Origin of the sequence: Novosphingobium sp. 1529 (assembly GCF_040544855.1) — a bacterium.
Classification (GTDB): Bacteria; Pseudomonadota; Alphaproteobacteria; order Sphingomonadales; family Sphingomonadaceae; genus Novosphingobium; species Novosphingobium capsulatum.
Genome location: NZ_JBEPKW010000003.1, coordinates 216,071 through 237,867 on the forward strand (window position 1 = coordinate 216,071; position 21,797 = coordinate 237,867).

Annotated in this window: 15 protein-coding genes and 1 pseudogene; 8 read left to right on the forward strand and 8 right to left on the reverse strand. The window is 66.5% G+C overall.

Going from position 1 to position 21,797, the window contains the following annotated elements; translation table 11 throughout:
- The first annotated feature begins 66 nt into the window (after positions 1-66).
- On the forward strand, positions 67-1,695 hold the full coding sequence (locus ABIC78_RS08945; protein ID WP_354489077.1) for a hypothetical protein: 1,629 nt from the start codon (positions 67-69) through the stop codon (positions 1,693-1,695).
- 17 nt (positions 1,696-1,712) lie between these two features.
- Here ABIC78_RS08945 and ABIC78_RS08950 read toward each other — a convergent pair whose 3' ends face one another.
- Positions 1,713-2,387 carry a Crp/Fnr family transcriptional regulator gene (locus ABIC78_RS08950; protein WP_354489079.1) on the reverse strand — a complete coding sequence of 225 codons (675 nt, stop codon included), beginning with the start codon at positions 2,385-2,387 and terminating at the stop codon, positions 1,713-1,715.
- 177 nt (positions 2,388-2,564) lie between these two features.
- On the opposite strand from ABIC78_RS08950, the gene ABIC78_RS08955 reads away from it, so the two are divergent.
- The 4 genes from ABIC78_RS08955 to ABIC78_RS08970 all read left to right on the forward strand — a co-directional run bounded on the left by ABIC78_RS08955 (position 2,565) and on the right by ABIC78_RS08970 (position 6,721).
- Positions 2,565-4,019, forward strand: coding sequence for a serine protease (locus tag ABIC78_RS08955; protein WP_354489081.1), 1,455 nt, complete (start codon positions 2,565-2,567; stop codon positions 4,017-4,019).
- Positions 4,016-5,959, forward strand: a complete 1,944-nt coding sequence (locus ABIC78_RS08960) for a TIR domain-containing protein (RefSeq protein ID WP_354489083.1) — start codon at positions 4,016-4,018, stop codon at positions 5,957-5,959. Before ABIC78_RS08955 ends, ABIC78_RS08960 begins: the two co-directional genes overlap by 4 nt.
- A 38-nt stretch (positions 5,960-5,997) precedes the next feature.
- Positions 5,998-6,246 carry a hypothetical protein gene (locus ABIC78_RS08965; RefSeq protein WP_354489085.1) on the forward strand — a complete coding sequence of 83 codons (249 nt, stop codon included), beginning with the start codon at positions 5,998-6,000 and terminating at the stop codon, positions 6,244-6,246.
- A 103-nt stretch (positions 6,247-6,349) separates the two neighbouring features.
- Entirely contained in the window at positions 6,350-6,721 is a 372-nt protein-coding gene (locus ABIC78_RS08970) for a UrcA family protein (protein ID WP_354489087.1), read from the forward strand.
- Positions 6,722-6,730: 9 nt separating this feature from the next.
- Here ABIC78_RS08970 and ABIC78_RS08975 read toward each other — a convergent pair.
- From ABIC78_RS08975 to ABIC78_RS08990, 4 genes and pseudogenes are all read right to left on the reverse strand, one after another.
- Positions 6,731-7,708: pseudogene (locus tag ABIC78_RS08975) on the reverse strand (IS5 family transposase).
- A gap of 80 nt (positions 7,709-7,788) precedes the next feature.
- A complete protein-coding gene (locus ABIC78_RS08980) occupies positions 7,789-8,484 on the reverse strand; it encodes a hypothetical protein (protein WP_354489089.1) in 696 nt (231 codons plus the stop codon).
- Positions 8,485-8,690: 206 nt separating this feature from the next.
- Positions 8,691-10,895, reverse strand: coding sequence for a beta-glucosidase (locus tag ABIC78_RS08985; protein ID WP_354489091.1), 2,205 nt, complete (start codon positions 10,893-10,895; stop codon positions 8,691-8,693).
- Positions 10,896-10,985: 90 nt separating this feature from the next.
- A complete protein-coding gene (locus ABIC78_RS08990; RefSeq protein WP_354489093.1) occupies positions 10,986-13,466 on the reverse strand; it encodes a TonB-dependent receptor in 2,481 nt (826 codons plus the stop codon).
- A 421-nt stretch (positions 13,467-13,887) separates the two neighbouring features.
- Between ABIC78_RS08990 and ABIC78_RS08995 the strand changes: the two genes are divergently transcribed.
- The gene (locus tag ABIC78_RS08995; protein WP_354489095.1) at positions 13,888-14,880 is read left to right on the forward strand and encodes a LacI family DNA-binding transcriptional regulator; all 993 of its coding nucleotides are present in this window, start codon (positions 13,888-13,890) and stop codon (positions 14,878-14,880) included.
- 30 nt (positions 14,881-14,910) lie between these two features.
- Here ABIC78_RS08995 and katG read toward each other — a convergent pair whose 3' ends face one another.
- The 3 genes from katG to ABIC78_RS09010 form a co-directional block, all read right to left on the reverse strand.
- Entirely contained in the window at positions 14,911-17,130 is a 2,220-nt protein-coding gene (gene katG, locus ABIC78_RS09000) for a catalase/peroxidase HPI (RefSeq protein ID WP_354489097.1), read from the reverse strand.
- Positions 17,131-17,241: 111 nt separating this feature from the next.
- Positions 17,242-17,949, reverse strand: coding sequence for an alpha/beta fold hydrolase (locus ABIC78_RS09005; RefSeq protein ID WP_054131386.1), 708 nt, complete (start codon positions 17,947-17,949; stop codon positions 17,242-17,244).
- Between the two features lie 131 nt (positions 17,950-18,080).
- Entirely contained in the window at positions 18,081-18,926 is an 846-nt protein-coding gene (locus tag ABIC78_RS09010; protein ID WP_022678321.1) for a LysR family transcriptional regulator, read from the reverse strand.
- A gap of 104 nt (positions 18,927-19,030) precedes the next feature.
- On the opposite strand from ABIC78_RS09010, the gene ABIC78_RS09015 reads away from it, so the two are divergent.
- Together ABIC78_RS09015 and ABIC78_RS09020 are read left to right on the forward strand one after the other, a co-directional pair.
- Positions 19,031-20,197, forward strand: coding sequence for an isovaleryl-CoA dehydrogenase (locus ABIC78_RS09015; protein WP_354489099.1), 1,167 nt, complete (start codon positions 19,031-19,033; stop codon positions 20,195-20,197).
- Positions 20,194-21,795: a carboxyl transferase domain-containing protein gene (locus tag ABIC78_RS09020; RefSeq protein ID WP_054131389.1), complete on the forward strand. Its 1,602-nt coding sequence runs from the start codon at positions 20,194-20,196 to the stop codon at positions 21,793-21,795. Before ABIC78_RS09015 ends, ABIC78_RS09020 begins: the two co-directional genes overlap by 4 nt.
- The last annotated feature ends 2 nt before the right edge of the window (positions 21,796-21,797 follow it).

The window sequence follows — 21,797 nt, forward strand, 5'->3', positions numbered from 1 at the left end:
TGAACGGGGCTTGTCGCTATGACCGTCGGGCATGACCAAACCGCGCGTCGAGGAGCCTTGTTGCCGATGATTGCTGCCCCGCCGCCGCGGACCAGCCTGGCCGCCATCATCACCGCCGCGCGCGCCGGGAGCCTGGGCTTTGCCACGGCCATGTTCGAAGCTGGCGGCTGGGGCACGCGGGAGGATGATCCGGCGGCACGGGCGACGCAGGCGCGTCTGTTGAAAGAGACGGCGCTGCGCGCGCGCGGTGCAAAGCGGAACGCGGCGCTGGTGGCAGCAGCCGATGCCTTTGCCGCCGCTGCAGCGTTGAACCCGCAACCGTGGCTGTGGATCGAGGAAGCGGTGATGCGGCGGCTGGCGGGCGACGGCGAGACAGCCGAGCGCCTGGCGCACGGGGTGCTGGCGGCGCTGGCAGCGGGACGTGATTGGGCCGAGACGCCCTATTTTATCGCGGCAGTCCAGGCGCAGGCGCATCTCGTGTGCCACGAAGTGGAAGCCGCGCGGGCGGCACTCGCCATGGCCTGCGCGGCCGATCCCGATGGCTGGGCCGATCGCGCCGCCACACTGCGACAGATGGCACTGGTACTCGCGGCGATGGCCGCGGACGCAGCATGGCTCGATGCGTTCCGCCCGCCGCGCTCGTTGAACTTTGCCGGGCACCTGGGCGTTTCCGCAGCGGCAGGGGATGCCCTGCGCGGCACGGTGGGTGATTGGCTGGCCGCAGAGGGGATCGGCTTTGGGTTCGGCGCCCTGGCGGCTGGGGCGGATATCGTTGTTGCCGAAGCCTTACTCGCGCGCGGGGCAGAATTGCATGTCGTGCTGCCGATCGGGGTCGAGGCGTTCATCGCGCAATCGGTCGCGCCTTTCGATCACGCATGGTTGCCGCGGTTTCGTGCGTGCCTAGAGGCGGCGCAGTCGGTGCGCTGCCTGACCGCGCTGCGTGGCGCCTATGAGCCGTTGGCGACGCGCCTGGCGGCGGACGTGGCGATGGGCGCAGCCGTGCTCAATGCCCGGATGCTGGCGAGCGGGGCAGCGCAATTGCTGATCACCGATGGCGCAGCGGGTAGGTTTGGCGCGGGGCTTTCCACCGCTTATCTGGGCGAGCGGTGGCGCGATGCCGGACCGCAGCACTGCATCGCGGTGCCGCGCGATGCGCCAGTAGTGGCGTCTGGCGCCCGGAGCGCGCCCGAGGGGCGGCCTGACCGACGGCTGGCGGCGATGCTATGGATCGGGTTTGCCGGGCTGGACGATCTTGACGAAGACGGATTTTCCACCGCGCTCGATGCGGTGATCGCGCCGTTTCGAGCCGCCTGCGCTGCCCTGCCGGTGCAGCCCGAGCTGACGCTGCCGGTCGGCAATGCGCGGATGGTGGCCTTTGCCGATCCCGATGCTGCCTGGGCCTATGCCTGCGGCTTGCTGGCCTTACCGCCGCTCGCCGCGCCGGGGCTCAACGTGCCCTTGCGGATCTGCGGGCACTATGCGCTGGCGCACTGGCTGGAAGCGCCGGCCGCGCTGGTGGGGCGCGGGATTGCAGAGCTTGGCATGATTGCCTCGGCGGCACTGCCTGGGGTGTTGACCGCAAGCGAGACGCTGGCCGCAGCGTTGTGCGTGAACCAGGCCGATCGGATTTCGCCCGAGTTGGTGGGCGAAGTCGAGGATATCCGCCTGTTCGCGATCTCGCCAGCGGCGGACTGAGCGCGGGCGCGCGCGGGTCAGAAGATCAGTTCTTCCAGGCGGTGCGGGGCGACGACGGTGAGACCTTGCCCGTCGCGGCGGATGATCCCGCGCTTTTCCAGCGCCGAGATCGCGCGGCTGACCGTCTCACGCGTCGATTGCACCTTGAGCGCAAGTTGGCTGAGCACCGGGGGCGGGCTGATCGTCATCGCGGTACCGGCCTGCGCCTGGCGGAGGATTTCGGCATGGATGCGGCCGTTGGCCGAAAGCGTGGCGCCCTCCACCATGCGGCGGGTGATTTTCGACAGACGCGCAACCAGACGGCGCGAGACCGCCAACGCCACGCAATTATAGTTGGCCATCAGATCGAGGAACGCTGCATTGCCGATCGCCGCCACGCGGCTCTGCGCGATCGCCGAGATATCGTGCGCGGCCCGTTCGGTTTCGAACAGGCCGTTTTCACCGAACAGATCGCCGCGGGCATAATCCTCCACCGCGACGAGGCGACCGTCGAGCCCGAACGCCTGCATCCGGGCATTGCCCGCGACCATGACGTGGACCGCATCGAACACGCTGTCGCATGCCACAATCACCGCCTTGGCCGGATAGTCCCGCAGATGCGCCTTGCCGTTGATCGCCGTGGCGACAGCCGGTGGGCAGGCAAAGGTTTCGGCCAGCACAGCTTCGGCGTCATGGCGGGCGGGGGTGTCCATGCATGGAGCGTATCAGGTGCAAAGGCTGCCCGAAAGGCCCCCCAAGCGGCGCGATCTGCTCGCAGCCCCGCGTCACTGTGAAAGCAATGGCAGATGGGCAAGGCGAATTGCCTTGGAATGTAAAATCGGGCAATCAAGTGACTGCGCGGAAAGGGCCGCGTCGCAAGAAAAAGCGATATGGGGCAGATCAGGCGTCAATCTTGGGGGGCGGTGGCGCGCGGCCGCCGGCGCGGTCTTGTGGCGGCGGTGCTGGCACTGTTGGCGCCATTGACGGCGCACGGGGCGCCACCACAGCATGACGATGCCTTGGCAGACGCCCTCGCCGAACCACAAACGGTGACGCAAGTGGTGGCGGTTGGCGGCCAGCGGTACAAGATCGAAAATGGCGTGGCCTGGCGGCTCGAGGCTGACGGTGGCTTTCTCACGCGGTTGCCGCAGGTGGCGGTGACCCATCGCGAGGTGGTGCGCGACGGCGTGCGCTATCGGCTGGACACATCGGCAGCGCAGGAATTCGGCGATGTGACGATCCCCGCGATCGCCGCGATAACGCCGGTCCCGCCGCGGCGGGCATGCCCAGCGGTGCCGCGGCCGGGGATCATGGGTATCTGGCAGGCAGCGGCTGTGGGCCCGGCCTTGCCTGATCGCACGATCGGCGGCGTGCGGCTTACCGGGCGGACGCGGCTGACCTGGCGGTGCATGCTGTTGCAGCGGCCGCACCGCACAGGGGTGGTCGGCGGCGTGCGGGTGCGCGATTTGAAGCAGGCAACGCCGTGGCAGGCCGAGTTCTATTCGACCGCACATTACGTGAAGCAGGATTTCGTGGCCGATGCAGCGCTGGTGCGCGCGGCAAGCCCCGATGCCGAATACCTCAACCAGCGCAAGGCGTTCGAATTCCATCATCATTGCGGCGGCGTGCTGATTGCACCGGAATGGGTGCTGACCGCGCAGCATTGCATGGTCAACGCCAATGGCGCGATCGATCCCGTCTATGTGCGGCGCTGGCGACGCATCCGGCTGGGCACGCAGGATCTGGTCCATGGCGGCGCGACCTATGCGATCACCAGGGTGGTCCTGCACTCCGATTTCAGCGAGCCGCACTACCGCAACGACATCGCCCTGCTGCACATTGCCGCCGATGCCGAGACGGTGCCGATCGATGATCCCAAGCGGATCGCGCCCTTGCGCATCGCCGGGGTGCGCCCTGACGATCCCCTGCCCGACGATTGGGTGATCCTGGCAGTCTATGGCTGGGGAACGATGGCGGCGCATGACAACGACACCGCGCCGCATCTGGATGATGCGGGCCATATCACGCACGAACCAAGCGATTTGCGCATGGTGCGGCTCGATCCGGTGCCGCGCGCCGTCTGCGCGCGCAATCCGCACTATCGCGGCGTGATCACCGATGGCGTGATCTGTGCCGGCTATGGCCCGGGTGGGCGCGATTCGTGCCAGGGTGACAGCGGCGGGCCGCTGGTCGGCATGGACGGCGATGACCCCGAGGCGCTGGTGGGCATCGTTTCGGGCGGGTTTGGCTGTGCCTTGCCCAACGTTCCGGGAATCTACACCAACGTGGCGCATTACCTGCCGTGGATACGCCGCATCGTGGGCGCGCAGGCACTGGCGCGATGAGCGAGGGGCCCCCAGCCGGCGGCGGGCCAACGGTATTCGTGTCCTATTCGCGGGCCGATCGCACCCGCGCCGAGCAGCTGGTGGCGGCATTGCAGGCCGCAGGGCTGGATGTCTGGTGGGACGAACTGATCGCCGGGGGCGCCGCCTTTGCGCAATCGATCGAGACCGCGCTGGACGCCGCCGAGATGATCGTGGTGGCCTGGTCGGCCTCGTCGGTGGCGTCGGACTGGGTGCGCGACGAGGCGGCGCATGGGCGCGACCGGGGGCGCTTCGTGCCGATCTCGCTCGATGGAACCCCGCCGCCGCTGGGGTTCCGGCAATACCAGGCGATCGATTTTTCCCGCTGGGACGGCAGCGGCGACGCGGCGGAAACACGGCGGCTGCTAGCCGCGATCCACGCTGGCGCGCGCGGTGAGGCGGCGGCGGGCAGACAGGCAGTTTCCGCCAGGACGCCCACAGCGATGGCAGCGCGAACCGGGGTGTCGCGCCGAACGTGGTTGGCCGGTGGCGGCGTGATGGCCCTGGCAGCAGCCGGCGGAATCGGCTGGTTGTCGCAGCGCGGAGAACCGCGCGCGGCCAACAGCATTGCTGTGCTACCGCTGACCAATCTGAGCGCGGACCCGGCACAGGCGTGGTTTTCCGACGGCCTTTCTGAAGAACTGCGCGCCCGCCTGGGGCAGACCGGACTGTTTCGCGTCGCGGCGCAAGTCTCGTCCAACCAGTTTCGCGGCCAATCTGTGGATGCGCGCAGCGTTGCAGCAAAGCTGGGCGTCGCCCATCTGCTCGATGGCAGCGTGCGCCGCGATGGGGCGACGATGCGGATCACTGTCGAACTGGTTGAGGCCGAGACAGGGCTGGTCAAATGGTCACGCGATTACGACAGCCGGTTAACCGATATCTTCGCCGTCCAGGGAGACATCGCCGCCATGGTGACGCAGGCGATCGCGGGAACGTTGACCCCGGCGGCGCGCGCGGCGGTGCAGGACGCAGGGACCACCAGCGTCGATGCCTATGATGCGTTCCTCAAAGGACGGGCGGCGTATCAATCGGATGTCGATGCCGGATCAGACCGCGCGGCGGCGGGCTTGTTCGATCAGGCGATCGCGGCCGATCCCCGCTATGCCCAGGCCTGGGCGGCGCGGGCGAGTGCCCTGCTCGATATTGGCGCGAACTATGCGACCGCGGCCGAAATGCGCGATCTCTATGCCAAGGCGGTGGCATCGGCACAGCGCGCGGTGGAATTGGCCCCACGCCTGGCCATGGCGCAGCTGGGCATGGGCGATGCCCTGTTCACCGCGCGGCTCGATGCACGCGCCGCCGCGCCGTGGTTTGCGCGTGCCCATGACCTCGGCAGCGAGGACGCTGCGATCCTGGTGCCCTATGCGTTCTTTGCCGCCAAGACCGGCCACAACTCCGCAGCTCTGGCAGCGATCGAGGCGGCGATGGCGCTCGATCCGCTCAATCCGCTGGTGCCGCGCGCCAAGGGGCGGATGCTCTATTACGGCGGCCACTGGGACGCGGCGATTGCCGCCGCGCGCATGGCCTTGGGGATGAACGCACAGCTTTCCGGCGCGCATGGCGATATCGGCCGCGCGCTGGTGATGCAGGGGCAACTGCCAGCCGCCGCTGCTACCTTTGCCCAGGAGCCGCGCGCCGACGTACGCCTCACTGGGCAAGCGATCGTTGCCGGGCGGCAGGGAAATCGCGCCGCAGGCGCCACGGCGATGGCGCAATTGCAGGCGCAGTTTGGCGAGACGATCATGTATCAGATCGCGCAGATTCACGCGCAGTGGGGAGAGCCTGGCCCGGCCATCGCCGCGCTGCAGCGGGCCTATGCGCTACTCGACTCGGGATTGTCGCAGATGGCGTGCGATCCCCTGCTGACATCGTTGCGCGGCGATCCGCGCTTCGTCGCCCTGCGCGCCGCGCTGGGTTTGTGATCGGCCCAAACGCGGGCCGAAATCGAGGAGAGACGGACATGCGCTTTCTGATCATAGCCATGGGCACAGCCGCCTTGGCACTGGCCCCGGCAACAGCCGAGGCGGAGCAACAGCACACGATGGCCGGCATGCCCGCGATGGCGACCCATGCTACCCCGCACCACGTTCAACCCAAGAAGCACGTTCACCGCAAGCACCACGGCCGTGGCAAGAATGACGGTCATGGGAAGAACGACGGCCACGGCAAGAATGATGGCCACGGCAAAGACGGCGGGAAAGGCAAATAATATGCCGGCGTGACGGCCGTCACGCGTAGATAGGGCGCGGTCCGGGTAGTCCATCCCTTGTCAGGCACGAACGCCTGGACAGACTTTGACAGGGGAATTGACCATGATCCGGACCGCAAATTTCGCCAAGATCGCTGCTCTCTCGCTGGCCGCGCTGGCCGCGACAAACGCCATGCCTGCTGCCGCGCAGGACACGGTCATCGACACTCCGCATGCCGAGATGGATATCGCGCAGGTCGACTTCACCTCTCCCAAGGCGGTCAAATCATTGAAGGCGCAAATGCGCCGCGTTGCTGCCAAAATCTGCACGCCGTTCGGCGACGGCACCATTCACATGGCCACCGACGAAATGCATTGCTACAACACGGCGGTGAAGACGGGCCTTGCCCAGATCGAAACCCATCGCCAACTGGCGATGGCCCGCGCCGCGCAGACCGTCGTTGCCGCAAACACCGCAGCGCGCCCAACGCATTGATCGGATTATTCAGGGCACGTAACTGGCGCGCGCCGGGCGCATTTGTTCTGTCGCCAGCAGCTTTGGCAGGCGCACCAGGTTATAGGCTGCGGCGGTCAGTGTGAAGGCACAGCCCACGCGCGGCAGCCCTCGGTGGCGGGTCTTGCGCAGATTGCCGCAGGTCTTGGCCCAGCCAAAGACCTCCTCGATCCGCTTGCGGATACGGATGCTGGCGGCATAGCCGGTGTGCCGGGTGGTGCGGCCGTCGATGGCCAAGCGTCGGTTGGCGGTGTTTTGCGCGACATGGGGCGTCACGTTCATCGCGCGCAGATTGGCGGCGAAATTGGCGGTATCGTAGGCTTTGTAGCTTCGCTGAACTTCGTTTCGGCGCCCAGCGTGATGCGGTGGTGCCCGTCCAGACGCTCCAGCATAGTCAATGCCGCCCCGCGCTCGGCGGTGCCTGTGGCATGGGTCAGCGTGGCATCGACCACCAGGCCGTGGCGGTTTTCCATCAGGACATGGCCCATGTGACACAGCTTGGCCGCTTGTCCACGTGCCTTCTAGAAGAGGCGTGCGTCCGGATCGGTGGTGGAGGCATGGGTGGGATTGCTGCGCTTCTCGCCGTTGAAATCGCGCTAGGCGTTGCGCCCCCTTGCGGTTGGGCGGCGGGGCGTCGTCGTTGTCGTCATCGGAGCTGTCGCCTGTATCCTTGGGCGTAAAACTCTTCATGCTGGCCCACGCCAAGATCAGCGCGCCATCGACCGAGAAATGTTCATCCGAAAGTAGCGTCTTGACCCGTGGCTGCTGCAACAGCGCGCGCAGCAGCTTCTCCGGCGCAATCGAGGGCCGACCAATCGGCGCGTAAAGCCCTGAAAAATCCGGCGACAGGATATCCAGCGCCTCGTCAACGATCGCCCGAATCACCCGCAGCGGGTGCCGTGCTGGAACCCGGGCTTCGCAACTCGCGTAAGAAAACAGCCCTTCGCTGCGATCATCTGACCCGCGCATCGCTTCATCCTCGGCCTCGTCCGCGCCAAAGCCTGAATCACATCTGCGCTGTCAACGATAGGGCCTTTTCCCGCAGCCTGTTAGACCATGAACGCGGTGATCATGCCGCCTGCGAAATGGCACAGAAAAATCACGATGATCACGGCGGCGCCAAACGAGAACAGCCATGTCGTTTCGGCCTCGAGCAGCAGGCTTTCCCGTTCGCTCAGCAACCCGGCGTCGCGGCGTTTCGCCTGGCGCCAGGTCAGCGCCCCGATCAGCACCGCCATCACGCAAAATGGCAGATAGAAAAATATCAGGCCCGCCAGGCTTCCTGCCGACGCCCGCCCCGCGCTGTGGGTAGACAGGAAACGCGCAATCGCGGTCTGATTGCGGTACGGCATGAAGAAAAAGAGCAAGGCGGCAACCGTGAGCAAGCGCGCGAGCCCGTGACGCAAACGATAGGGCCAGGGCCAGTCGATCCGGGGCGCGGGCGCTGCAATTTCCGACCCATAGGCAGGCATGGCACCGTCAGGAGGCAATTCACCGGCGCGGCGCTTGCGCTCGATGTGCCACTGCCAGCGATACATGGCTGGGTGAATCACCAAGAGGCCGGCCGTGACGATCACGCCCACGAGCACGTAATTGAGCGCGACGGCACCCGCATCGCGATCGGTGGAGTGCAACGCGAAGGCGACGGCGATCCAGAGGATCAGGAGCACAACCGTGATCAGCATCACCAGCGGATAGAGAACGAGCCACTGCCGCCATTGGCTGACACGCATCCAGGCGCTCAAGCGATCAAGGCGCCCTTCGGGGCCGGGGGGAGGATCCAAGCTCATTTGCCATAAACTCGCGGCATCACGAGTTCGATCCGTGCGACTCCAACCGAACACAGATGCGATAGTGAGCGCAATGCCCTTTCTGCGGCAGGTATGCCTTGCACACCTGCCGCAGCCGCCTCATTGCCAACAAGGCCATGACCGGGCAGCGGTCGATCGCGCTAATCCTTCCAGCTGCGCGCGGGCAGCTTGACGGTCACCACTTGCCCCAGATCGGCCGCGCTGCGCCCCAGGGCAAAGCCATAGTCGCCGGCCGGCATGGTCCAGCGCCCATCCTTCCAATCGGCCAGGAGGCGCGGATCGAAGGTTACCGTGGCGCTCTGGCTCGCGCCTGCGGCCAGGCTCATCCGCTTGAAGCCGACCAGGCGTTGCAGCGGCTGGCCATTGCGACGCACGAGATAGACCTGGCCCACGTCATCGCCGGCGCGCTGACCGGTATTGGCCAGGGTAAAGCTGGCAGACATCCCCGAAACTTTCAGGTCACGCGCGGCAAAGCTGGTATAGCTCAGGCCAAAGCCGAACGGAAACAGCGGCTTGTATCCCTTGCGGGCAAACCAGCGATAGCCCACGTCAGACCCTTCGATGTCGTAATCGGCGTGCAGCTGGTCCTTGCCCGGGGCCGGATCGCCCCCGAAATTGGGCTCCACCCAATCCGCGCCGTCCAGCTTGGGCCGGGGCAACTGATCCAGGCTGGCGGGAAACGTGACGGGCAGGCGCCCGCCCGGGTTGGTGTCGCCGAACAGGACCGAAGCGATCGCCTCGCCGCCGCGGGCGCCGGGATACCACGCCTCCACTACGCCGGCGACCTTGTCGAGCCAGGGCATCATCACTGGGCCGCCGGTTTCCAGCACCACGATGGTGTTGGGATTGGCTGCCGCCACGGCAGCGATCAGCGCATCCTGGCCATCGGGCAGCGACAGGTCGGGCTGGTCGGCCCCTTCCGTGCGCCATTCGGTGGCAAACACGATGGCCACATCAGCCTGGCGCGCCTTGGCCACGGCATCGGCGATATAGCGCCCGTCGCGGAACGTGATGGTGGCCTTGGGCGCCAGGGCCTGGATCGCCTTGAGCGGGCTGGAGCGGTGATAGCTTTGCTGCATCAGCGCGGCAAACGGCCCGTCTCCGCCAAGCGAGCGCGTCGCGGCCGGCCCCCCTTCGCCCATGACCAGGCTGGAGCCCGAGCCGGCCAGCACGCCGCTGTCGGCATAGCCGCCGATCACCGCGATGGAGGCGGCCGTCTTGGCCAGCGGCAGCGCGCCATTGTTCTTGAGCAGCACGATGCCCTGCCGCGCGACGTCTTCGGCCACCCGGGCATGGGCGGCAAAATCGATCGCGCCGCCGGGCTGGGCCGCGTGCTTGTCGATGCCAGTGGCATAGATCGCGGTCAGTACGCGGCGGTTCATGTCATCGAGGCGGGCGGCATAGGCCTTGTCCGCCCCTGCCTTGGCCTTGAGCACGTCGGCAAAATAGAGCGCCTTGTCCAGCTCTGCGCCTGATTGCTGGTCCAGCCCGCCTAGCGCCGCCTCAACCCCCGGCACCGCGCCCCAGTCAGACATGACGAAGCCCTTGTAGCCCCAAGAGCCCTTGAGCACCTTGTTGAGCGCCCAGTCGCTGGCGCAGGCCTGCGCCCCACCAATGCGGTTGTAGGCACACATCACCGCGCCAGGCTGGCCCTTTTCGATGCCGATCTGAAACGCCAGCAGATCGCTTTCCCGCGCCGCGCCCTCGGCAATCTTGACATCGACATACTTGCGCCCGGTTTCCTGGCCGTTGAGCGCAAAGTGCTTGATCGTCGAAATGATGTGGTTCGACTGGATGCCGGCAATCGCCGCGCCCACCAGGTCGCCCGACAGCAGCGGGTCTTCCGCCAGGTATTCGAACGTGCGGCCATTGCGCGGATCGCGCATCAGGTTGACGCCGCCAGCCAGCAGCACGTTGAAGCCCTTGGCCCGCGCCTCTGCCCCGATCATCGCCCCGCCGCGATAGAGCAGATCAGGGTTCCAGCTTGCCGCCTGGGCCAGGCCCGATGGCAGGGCGGTGGCGCCATCCTTGCGCAAGCCGCCCACCCAGGCAACGCCCAGGCTGGCATCGGTTTCGGTCAAGGCCGGCACGCCCAGCCGCGGAATCCCGGCGACATAGCCAGCGCCGAAAATCGCCCCAGCCGGGATCTTGGCCCCCGGCAGGAACGGCAGCGGCATCACGCCGTGGGTGAGAATCACCTTGTCGTCGGCGCTCATCTTGGCAAGCGTGGCATCGGCGCGGGCCTGCGCCGCTGCCATGTCGACCGCGGGCGCCTGCTGGGCGCGCGCACCGCTGCCAAGCGCCAGGGCGGCGCAGCCGAGCACGAAGGGCAAATGGCGTTTCATCGCTGGGATCCTTGCTGGAACGAAAAAGAAAAAAGCGGGCCGCACGCACGCACCAGGCGGCGCGCGGCCCGCAGCAGGGTAGACCGGTGTTTAGAACTTGACCCCGGCGCGCACGCCGAAAGTGCGCGGATCGCTCATCGTCAGGCTGGTGGCGTTGCCGGTCACCAGCGAAACCTTGTTCTCGATGTTCTTGATGAAGGCCGAGGCATACCAGGTGTCGTTCGGCGCATTGTAGGTCAGGCTCGCCTGGGTGCGCGAGCGCGAAGGCGTCCACAGCTTGAGCCAGTAAGACCCGGTATCGCCAAACACCGTCACCGAATAGGCCGACGAATAGCGCGAATAGACCGAAGCGACGACATTGCCCGAACCGACCGGCACGGTGTAGTTCACCCCGCCGTAAATGACGGTGGCGGGGGTGCGATCAAGCTTTTGCCCGGCATAGTTGATAGCGCAGGTGCCGTTGACCACGCCCGAGGGGCAGAACTGCGTATAATGCCCGTCGGTAAGATCGACGCCGAGCGTGAGGTTGAGATCGCGCATCGGGAAGAACTGCGTCTCGAATTCCCAGCCCAGCACGCGCGCCTTGCCCGCATTGGTCGTCACGGTCTGGTTGGCGCCATTGATCGGGATCACCGCGCTTAGCTGCATGTTCTTGTAATCATACAGGAACAGGTTGGTATCGATCTTCATCCACGGCGCCACGCGGCCACGGAAGCCCAGTTCATAGTCGGTCAGGGTTTCCGGCTCGTAATAGATGGCATGCTGATCGGCATACTTGAGCGAACCGGGCGTTGCCCCCGGCGTGGAATAATCGCAGCGTTCCCCTTGCGAGGTGACCAGCGACTGGCCAGCGCCACCGGTGGAACAGCCATCGCCAAAGCCGCCAACCTTGTAGCCGGTGGCGATCGAGCCATAGAGCAGCCCGCCCAGCACATCGGCGTCAAAACCCAGGCGCCAGGTGACCTTGCGGCCCTTGACCGAGGCATCGTTGACATAGCTGCGCCCGCTGCCCACGGTCGGCCCGCCCGGCGCTGCAGGCGTATTGGGATCGATGGAATACTGCCCGCCCACCAGCGGCTGGCCGCCCAGCGTGTTGAGGTGCACGGTGTGGCCATAGCGCGAGAGATCGTCGGCGGTATAGCGAATGCCCGCCGTGACGCGCAGCGCATCGGTCACCTTGTAGGTGCCCTGGGTGAACGCGCCCTTGGTGGACGAGATCGTGTGCTGCGGGAAGCCGTAGATGAACGTGTTGCCAAACGCGAAGGGCACCAGGTTGTAGATGAAGAACGCGATCCGCGATTCCTCGCGGAAGTAGTACAGGCCGCCCTGGATCTTGAGCGGGCCGTCGCCGCTCGACGCCAGGCGCAACTCGTGGCTCTGCTGCGTGTAATCGCCGTTGAACGTGCCGGGCAGGTTGACGCCACCCGAAAGCACGTTGCTGTTTTCCTTGGCTTCGTATTGGCGGATCGAGCCAAGGTACGTCGCCTTCACGCCGCCGAAATCATAGTTGAACTCGCCATCGAGATTATAGGCGATGTCATGCACGTTGGGCTTGAACGAAGACTGATCCCCGCCGCCATACTGGTGCGCCGACAGCCCCGAGGTATAGGTCTGGCCATCGATCGGGTTCACATAGGTGAGCGGCGCATTGAAGTTGGCGCTGGCGAGCGGCGTGGTGAGCGACTGGCGGGTATCGCCGATCGGCGCCCACACGGCAAAGCGCCCGCCGCTGGGATTGTTGCCAACCTGATAGAAATTGCTGAACGGCACCGAGGAATCGCGCGATCCGGTCAGCCGTGAATAGCCGCCGCGCAGCAGCAGTTCGCCGCGATCGCCCAGCTTGAACAGGCCCTGCAGGCGGGCCGAGATATTGGTGCGGAACTTGTTGTTGTAATTGGGATCGTTGGCCACGCCCTTGACGAAATTGTCGCGCGTGTCGAAATTGAGCGAGAGGCGGAAGGCGGCCCAGTCGTTGACCGGCAGGTTGAAGGCCGCGTCGGCATTGTAGGCGTTGTAATTGCCCACGCCGGCATTGGCTTCCACGCTGGCCCGCTCGAAATTGGGCCGCTTGGTGATCACGTTGATCACGCCGGCCGTGGTGTTGCGGCCATAGAGCGTGCCTTGCGGCCCTTTGAGCACTTCGACGTGGTCCACGTCCATGAAGCTCACGTCGGCCTGCTGCGGCCGCGCCAGATAGACGCCATCGGCCAGGAACGCGGCCGAAGGGTTGCCCTTTTCGGTGCCGTCGGTGCTGGTCACGCCGCGAATGGTGATCTGCAGGCCATTGGTGCGGTCGATCGACAGGCCGGGCACCTGGTCACCCAGCGCGGTGGGATTGGTCACGCCCTTGGAGCGCAGCCCGTCGCCGGTGATCGCGGTCAGCGCGATCGGCGTTTTCGACAGCAGCGTCTTGTCGCGCGTGGCGGTGACGACGATATCGGGCATCGACACATCGTCGCTGGCGGTCTTGGCCGCATCTTGCGCCGGCGCCGGCGCGGGCGTGCTCTGGGCATAGGCTGGCGCGGCCAGGGCCACCGCCGAAATCAGGCATGCTGTCTGGATCAGCTTCATGTCTTCCCTCCCTTTTTGTTCCCGCGTGCACGTGCGCCGCGGGTAGTGCTCCCGTTCGCGATCACGCCCTGCCTGGCTTGCGCGCGTGGCGCAGACAGGCACTGCCCGGGCAATGGCCGCATGCCGAAATGGGGAAGAAACGGGCCGCAAAGGCCCAACGCCCGAAGCCATGCTTCGAACCGCAATCGATATCCTCTCCATCGGCGGCAAGTTTTCGATCTTGCTTAGCCATGGTTTGAAATGAATCAGTCAGCGCTGTCAAGACTGCGCTGTCAGAATTTCGCGTGACCTGCCGAAAGAAATAGCCATAATGGTTGACATGGAGAGGCACCCGTCGGCCAAAACGCCACAATCCCCATCTAACCCCGCCGCCCTTGCCGGCCCCCCTTCCCGCCCCGCTGGCGCCAAGGAACGCGCCACGATGGAGGACGTGGCCCGGCTCGCCGGGGTCTCGCTCAAAAGCGTGTCGCGCGTGGTTAACCGCGAGCCGCATGTGTCAGACGGCCTGCGCGCCAAGGTGGAGGCCGCGATCGCCGCGCTGGCCTTCGTGCCCGATGCCGCGGCGCGGTCGCTGGCCGGATCGCGCACTTTCATCGTCGGGCTGCTGTTCGACAACCCGAGTCCCAACTACACCATCAAGATCCAGTCAGGCGTCTATCGCGCCTGTGTCGAGCAGCAGTACCACCTGCGCATCGACAATATCGCCTCAGACCTGCCCCGCGCCGAGGTGGAGGCCCAGCTTGATGCGATCGTGCGCAACAGCCGCTGCGACGGGTTCATCCTCACCCCGCCGCTGACCGACAACGTCCAGGTCCTGGCCTTTCTGGAGCGGCGCGGCGTCCGCTATGCCCGCATCGCGCCCAACAGCGAGCTGGGCCGCTCTCCCTGCGTGGCGATCGACGATGCCGCCGCCGGTGCGCTGGTCGCCCGCCACCTCTGGGCGCTGGGCCATCGCCGCCTGGGCGTGGTCACCGGCCCGCCCTTGCACCGCGCCGGCGATCGGCGCCGCACCGGTTTCCTCGCGGCGATCCGCCAGCTCGATCCCGATCTGGTGGTGGCAGAGGCAGATGGCCTGTTCTCGTTCGAAAGCGGGATTGCCGCCGGCATGGACTTGCTGGCACGCGACGCGCGTCCTACCGCGATCTTTGCCACCAACGATGATTCCGCCGCCGGGGTCATGGTCGCCTGCGCCCGCGCCGGGCTGCGCGTGCCGCATGATATCTCGCTGTGCGGCTTCGATGATAGCTGGGTGGCCAAGTCGGTCTGGCCCTATCTCACCACGATTTACCAGCCGATCGAGGAAATGGGCTATGCGGCAGCGAGCCTGCTGCTCGATCGCGGAGAGACCGGCGATCGCCAGGTCATGCTCGATTTTCACCTGGTAGAGCGGGATTCGCTGGCGCCGCCACCCTGAGGCAACGGCGCCAGCCAACCAGGCACGCGATCAATCGAGCAAGTCGAAGCGGTCTGCGTTCATCACCTTGGTCCAGGCGGCGATGAAATCGTCCACGAACTTGTCTTCTGCGTCCAGCCCGGCATAGACCTCGCACACCCCGCGCAGCTGGGCATTGGCCCCGAACACGAGATCGACGCGCGTGGCCGTCCAGCGCGGCGCGCCGCTGGCGCGATCCTTGCCCACGTAGGTTTCCGCCCCGTCGCCTGCCGGCGCCCAGGCCGTGGCCATGTCGAGCAGGTTGACCACGAAATCGTTGGTCAACTGGCCCGGCCGCGTGGTCAGCACGCCATGCGCCGCGCCACCATGGTTGGCACCCAGCACGCGCAGCCCGGCAACCAGCACGGTCATTTCCGCCACGCCCAAGCCCAGCAGCTGCGCCCGGTCGATCAGCAGTTCCTCTGCGTTCACATCGGTCGGCCCGGCCAGATAGTTGCGGAAACCATCGGCATGCGGCTCGAGCCAGGCAAAGCTTTCGGCGTCGGTCTGCTGCGCCGTGGCATCGGTGCGGCCCGGGGTGAACGGCACGTCCACCGTGCGGCCGGCGGCCTTGGCGGCCAGTTCGATGCCCACGCCGCCGCCCAGCACAATGAGATCGGCCAGCGACACCTGCTTGCCACCACTGGCCGCACCATCGAACTGCGCCTTGATGCCGGCATAGACGTCCAGCACGCGCGCCAGCTTCTCCGGCTCGTTCACCGCCCATTGGCGCTGCGGCTCCAGCGCGATGCGCGCGCCATTGGCGCCGCCGCGCCGGTCCGATCCGCGATAGGTGGCCGCAGAAGCCCAGGCCGTGCCGACCAGTTCAGCCACCGACAGTCCTGAGCCGGCGATCGCGGTCTTGAGCGTGGCCACATCGGCGGCATCGATCAGCGGATAATCGCGCGCGGGAATCGGATCTTGCCAGATCAGGTCTTCGGCCGGCACGTCTGGCCCCAGATAGCGCGCCTTGGGCCCCATGTCGCGGTGGGTCAGCTTGAACCAAGCGCGGGCAAAGCTGTCGGCAAAATAGGCCGGATCGGCGCGAAAACGGTCCATCACCGCGCGATAGGCCGGGTCGACCTTCATCGCCATGTCGGCGGTGGTCATCATCGTGGGCACCTTGACGCCCGGCGTATGGGCCTTGGGGGCCAGGGTCTCTTCGGGGTTGCCCACCGGTTGCCACTGGTGCGCGCCGGCCGGGCTGCGCACCAGTTCGTATTCGTGGTCGAGCAGCATGTCGAAATAGGTCATGTCCCACTGCGTGGGCGTGGGCGTCCACGATCCCTCGATGCCCGAGGTGATCGTGTCATCGCCCATCCCGGTGCCGTGGGTAGAGGTCCAGCCAAAGCCCATCTGGGCAATGTCGGCCCCTTCGGGCGCGGCCCCCACCAGTGCGGCATCGCCGCCACCATGGGCCTTGCCAAAGGTGTGCCCGCCGGCGGTGAGCGCGGCAGTTTCGGTATCGTCCATGCCCATGCGGTGGAAGGTTTCGCGAATGTCGCGCGCCGAGGCCATGGGATCGGGCACGCCGCCCGGTCCTTCGGGGTTCACATAGATCAGCCCCATCTGGATCGCGGCGAGCGGACCCTCGATCTTGAGGCCGGCGGCCTCGTCGATCCGGGTCTGGTTGTGCGGGTCACCCACCCAGGTTTCTTCCATGCCCCAGAACACATCGAGGGCCGGTTCGTGAATATCCTCGCGGCCGCCGCCAAAGCCGAAGATCGGACCGCCCATCGACTCGATCGCCACGTTGCCGGCCATGATGAACAGGTCAGCCCAACTCAGCGCCGCACCATACTTGCGCTTGATCGGCCAGAGCAGGCGCCGTGCCTTGTCGAGGTTGCCGTTGTCGGGCCAGGAATTGAGCGGGGCAAACCGCTGCGAACCCGAAGACGAACCGCCACGCCCATCGCCGCTGCGATAGCTGCCAGCAGAATGCCAGGCCATGCGAATGAAGAACGGGCCATAATGGCCATAGTCGGCCGGCCACCACGATTGGCTGTCGGTCATCAGGGCATGCAGATCGGCCTTCACCGCCGCATAATCGAGGCCCTTGAACGCCGCGCGATAATCGAACCCTTGCGGATAGGGGCTGGGCGATTGGCCATGCTGCGCCAGGATCGTCAGCGGCAGGGCCTTGGGCCACCAGTCCTGGTTCGTCCGTCCCAACAGGGGCCGCTTTTTGCCCTCGCCGCCGCCCATCGGGCACTTCGTCGTTACCGCATCCATGTCACTCTCCATTGCTTGGCCGAATCCGGTATCGGCCGTGAGCAGGACGCAGCGATCCTGTCATGAAGCCATGACAGGAAAAAGCGCCTCTTGGTTCACTGCGCACATGTTTCAGAGGCTTGCAGCCGTCGCGCGCACGGCGTCGAGGATAACGCCCGCCACCGCCTCGGGCTGCGACAGCAGGCTCAAGTGCCCCGCCGCCACTTCGCTGGTTTGCGCGTTCATCGCCGCGGCCAGTTCGCGCTCGAGCGCCACGCTAACAATGCGATCCTGCGCGGAAACGATGTACCAGGTCGGGCGGGTTTCCCACGCGGCCTGCTCCACCTTGTCGCCAAAGGTGCTGGCGGCGAGCGGCGGCTGCGTGGCGCAGAGCACGCGCGCCTCGGTCTCGGGCAGGTCCTGCGCCACGTCCTCGATCCAGCCTGCCGCGCTCAGCGTCAGAAAACCGGCGCCATCGTCGATGATCTTGCCCAGCGCCGGTGGGGCTTCGTGGCGGCCGACCTGGTCGCCCACGGTTTCACCGGCCTTGGGCGCGAATGCGGCGACATAGACCAGCGCCTTGACCTTGGGATCGTTGCCGGCCTGGGTGATCACCGCCCCGCCCCAGCTATGCCCGACCAGCACCACTGGCCCGGCAACCGTGGCCAGCGTGCGCGCGGTGGCGGCCACGTCATCGGCCAGCGAGGTCGTCGGGTTCTGCACCGCCACCACCGGCACGTCGGCCGCGAGCAACAGGGGAATGACCCGCTGCCAGCTCGATCCATCGGCCCAGGCGCCATGGACGAGAACGACGGTCGGCGTGGTGGGGGACGCGGTCATGATGGTTGGCTCCGATCAGGAGAGAGGGATGCCCGCAGGCCTGCAATGTTTTGCAAAACCACGCGTGCCGACAAACCCCCGATCGGGTGAATCTCAACGCCCCAACCGGGGCTTGGGCTGACGGCCCCAGATCATGCCCAGCTGGCGGCCAGCCGGCCCCAACTTGCCACCAGTGCCGGGTCCAGCGCCTGACCGCCGCCCACCAGGCCCAGCCGGCGGCGGAAATCATAGCCGGCCAGCGGCACCGCCACCACGCCATCGCCGGCCAGGCTCACCGGCCCGGTGGTCACTGCCAGGCCTTGCCGCACCAGGTCCATGCAGCGTTCCTCGTTGGCGCTGCGCAGCAGGAAGTGCGGGCGCACGCCCTGGGCGGTGAAGAAGCGGCTGGTTTCGCCCAGGATCTCGCAGCTGCGCCGCGCCACCATGACATCGGCCGCCAGGTCCAGCGCGCTCACCATGGTGCGCGCGGCCAGCGCATGGCCCTGCGGCAACAACATGGCATAGCTTTCTTCCACCACCGCTCCTTCCGCTGGCGCGCCATGCAGTAGGGTGAGGATCGCATCGAGTTGCCCTTCGCCCAGCCGGCGGCGCAGATCGGCATCGCTGCCTTCCAGCAGCACCAGCGGGCGCGTGCCCTGCATATCACGCGCCAGTTGCACCAGCGCCCGGCCGGGCAACGAGGCCAGCACGCCCAGGCGCAGCGGCGCGGCCACCGGGGCCAGATCCTGCGCCGGGGTTTCGGCCAGGCGAAACTCCCGCTCGATCGTGCGGGCATGGGCGAGCAGGCGTGTGCCCGCCGCCGTCAGGCGGATCTGCTTGCGATCGCGCATCAGCAAGGGCGCCCCCACCAGCCGCTCCAGTTCGGCAAGGCCGGCCGACAGCGTCGGCTGGCTCAGGTTCAGCCGCCGCGCAGCCGCGCTGATACCGCCGGTTTCGACGATGGCCAGGAACTGGCGCAGGTGGTTGCGTTTCAACATAGGATTTTTCTATGTAAATCCGCTGCGAAAATCAATTTCCTGCGCAGCCAGCGGCGCGGTATCATGGCCACAGAAAACAGTGGGCGGGAAGAGGAGACAAAGCCGTGCGTGCAACCCCCGAACTCGATTTCGGCCTGGACGAAAAAGCCCAGATGATCCGCGAGGCCGCCGGCCGCTTTGCCGACGAGCAGATCGCGCCGCTGGCCGCCGCGATCGACACCGAAGACCGCTTCCCCCGCGAATTGTGGGAGCCGATGGGCGCGCTCGGCCTGCATGGCGTGACCGTGGAGGAGGAATTCGGCGGGTTGGGCCTGGGCTATCTCCACCATGTCATCGCGGTGGAAGAAGTCAGCCGCGCATCGGGCGCAGTGGGCCTGTCCTATGGCGCGCATTCCAACTTGTGCGTCAACCAGATCCGCCGCTGGGGCAATCCCGCGCAAAAGGCCAAGTACTTGCCCAAGCTGGTATCGGGCGAACACGTTGGCAGCCTGGCGATGTCGGAAGCCGGCGCCGGTTCGGATGTTGTGGCGATGAAGCTGCGTGCCGATGCAGTCGATGGTGGCTTCCGCCTTAACGGCACCAAGTTCTGGATCACCAACGGCACGTATGCCGATACCCTGGTGGTCTATGCGAAGACTGCGCCCGATGCCGGCGCCAAGGGCATTACCGCGTTCCTGATCGAGCGCGGCATGCCGGGCTTCTCGATCGGGCAAAAGATCGACAAGATGGGCCTGCGCGGCAGCCCCACGTGCGAGCTGGTGTTCGACGATTGCTTCGTCCCGGCCGAAAACGTCATGGGTCCCGTCAACGGCGGCGTGGGCGTGCTGATGAGCGGGCTGGATTACGAGCGCGTGGTTTTGGCGGGCATGCAGATCGGCATCATGCAGGCCTGCCTCGACACGGTGATCCCCTATGTGCGCGAACGCCAGCAGTTCGGCAAGGCGATCGGCACGTTCCAGCTGATGCAGGCCAAGGTAGCCGATATGTATGTCGCGCTGCAATCGGCGCGGGCCTATGTCTATACCGTCGCGCGCGCCTGCGATGCCGGGCAGACCACGCGGTTCGATGCCGCCGGCGCGATCCTGCTCGCCAGCGAAAGCGCCTTTCGCGTGGCTGGCGAAGCGATCCAGGCGCTGGGCGGCGCCGGCTATACCAAGGACTGGCCGGTAGAACGCTATCTGCGCGACGCCAAGCTGCTCGATATCGGCGCGGGCACCAACGAAATCCGCCGCATGTTGATCGGCCGCGAACTGATCGGGATCAAGGGATGAGCGCGCCCGTCCTGCCCACCGCCATCGACCTCGCCAGCCCCGAAGCGCAGGCGCGCGCCGCGCACAACCGCGCCCTGGCCGAAGACTTGCGCGCCCGCGTCGCCAAGGCAGCCCTGGGCGGCGATGAACGCGCACGCGCCCGCCACACCGCGCGGGGCAAGCTCTTGCCGCGTGACCGGGTAGAGCGGCTGCTCGATCCTGGCTCGCCATTTCTCGAAGTGGGCCAGCTGGCGGCCAATGGCCTCTATAACGATGAAGTGCCCGGCGCGGGCATCATCGCCGGGATTGGCCGCGTTTCCGGGCGGCAGTGCATGGTCTTTGCCAACGATGCCACGGTCAAGGGCGGCACCTATTTCCCGATGACGGTGAAAAAGCACCTGCGCGCCCAGGAAATCGCCCAGGAAAACCGCCTGCCCTGCGTCTATCTGGTGGATTCGGGGGGGGCCAACCTGCCCAACCAGGCAGAGGTGTTTCCCGATCGCGATCACTTCGGCCGGTTCTTCTACAACCAGGCGCGGATGAGCGCGGCCGGCATTGCCCAGATCGCCGCCGTGATGGGATCGTGCACCGCCGGCGGCGCCTATGTCCCGGCGATGAGCGACGAGACCGTGATCGTGAAGGACCAGGGCACGATCTTCCTGGCCGGCCCGCCGCTGGTGAAGGCTGCCACGGGCGAGGAAATCTCGGCCGAAGACCTCGGCGGCGGCGATCTTCACGCGCGCCAGTCGGGCGTGGTCGATCACCTTGCTGAAAACGACGAACATGCCCTGTCGATCGTGCGCGATATCGTCTCGCACCTAGGCGCGCCCGATCGCGCGCGGGTAGAACGCCGCGAGAGCCGCCCGCCGCTGCACGATCCGCAGGGGCTGTACGGCGTGATCCCGCAAGACGTGCGCGCGCCCTACGATGTGCGCGAAGTGATCGCGCGGATCGTCGATGGCAGCGAGTTTCACGAATTCAAGGCGCTGTTCGGCACCACGCTGGTCTGCGGCTTTGCCCATATCCACGGACTGCCGGTGGCGATCCTGGCCAACAACGGCGTGCTGTTTTCGCAGAGCGCGCAAAAGGGCGCCCATTTCATCGAGCTGGCCTGCCAGCGCGGCATTCCGCTGCTGTTCCTGCAGAACATCTCGGGCTTCATGGTCGGCGGCAAGTATGAAGCCGAAGGTATCGCCAAGCATGGCGCCAAGCTGGTGACGGCTGTCGCCACCGCGCAAGTGCCCAAGATCACCGTGCTGATCGGCGGCAGCTTTGGCGCGGGCAACTATGGCATGTGCGGGCGGGCCTATGGCCCACGCTTCCTGTTCACCTGGCCCAACGCGCGCATATCGGTGATGGGCGGGGAACAGGCGGCCAGCGTGCTCGCCACCGTGCACCGCGACGCCGCGAGTTGGACACCCGAACAGGCCGAAGCGTTCAAGGCGCCGATCCGCCAGAAATACGAAGACGAAGGCAACCCCTATTACGCCACCGCCCGCCTGTGGGACGACGGCGTGATCGACCCGGTGCAGACCCGCGACGTGGTCGGCCTGGCGCTGGAAGCCTGCCTGGAAGCCCCCTTTGCCGATCGTCCGTCCTTCGGCGTGTTCCGGATGTAAGC

What these genes read in the sequence shown, in the direction of transcription:
- ABIC78_RS08945 (WP_354489077.1), top strand. Translation starts at nt 67, where the DNA reads ATGATTGCTGCCCCGCCGCCGCGGACCAGCCTGGCCGCCATCATCACC.
- ABIC78_RS08950 (WP_354489079.1), bottom strand. Translation starts at nt 2,387, where the DNA reads ATGGACACCCCCGCCCGCCATGACGCCGAAGCTGTGCTGGCCGAAACC.
- ABIC78_RS08955 (WP_354489081.1), top strand. Translation starts at nt 2,565, where the DNA reads ATGGGGCAGATCAGGCGTCAATCTTGGGGGGCGGTGGCGCGCGGCCGC.
- ABIC78_RS08960 (WP_354489083.1), top strand. Translation starts at nt 4,016, where the DNA reads ATGAGCGAGGGGCCCCCAGCCGGCGGCGGGCCAACGGTATTCGTGTCC.
- ABIC78_RS08965 (WP_354489085.1), top strand. Translation starts at nt 5,998, where the DNA reads ATGCGCTTTCTGATCATAGCCATGGGCACAGCCGCCTTGGCACTGGCC.
- ABIC78_RS08970 (WP_354489087.1), top strand. Translation starts at nt 6,350, where the DNA reads ATGATCCGGACCGCAAATTTCGCCAAGATCGCTGCTCTCTCGCTGGCC.
- ABIC78_RS08985 (WP_354489091.1), bottom strand. Translation starts at nt 10,895, where the DNA reads ATGAAACGCCATTTGCCCTTCGTGCTCGGCTGCGCCGCCCTGGCGCTT.
- ABIC78_RS08990 (WP_354489093.1), bottom strand. Translation starts at nt 13,466, where the DNA reads ATGAAGCTGATCCAGACAGCATGCCTGATTTCGGCGGTGGCCCTGGCC.
- ABIC78_RS08995 (WP_354489095.1), top strand. Translation starts at nt 13,888, where the DNA reads ATGGAGGACGTGGCCCGGCTCGCCGGGGTCTCGCTCAAAAGCGTGTCG.
- katG (WP_354489097.1), bottom strand. Translation starts at nt 17,130, where the DNA reads ATGGATGCGGTAACGACGAAGTGCCCGATGGGCGGCGGCGAGGGCAAA.
- ABIC78_RS09005 (WP_054131386.1), bottom strand. Translation starts at nt 17,949, where the DNA reads ATGACCGCGTCCCCCACCACGCCGACCGTCGTTCTCGTCCATGGCGCC.
- ABIC78_RS09010 (WP_022678321.1), bottom strand. Translation starts at nt 18,926, where the DNA reads ATGTTGAAACGCAACCACCTGCGCCAGTTCCTGGCCATCGTCGAAACC.
- ABIC78_RS09020 (WP_054131389.1), top strand. Translation starts at nt 20,194, where the DNA reads ATGAGCGCGCCCGTCCTGCCCACCGCCATCGACCTCGCCAGCCCCGAA.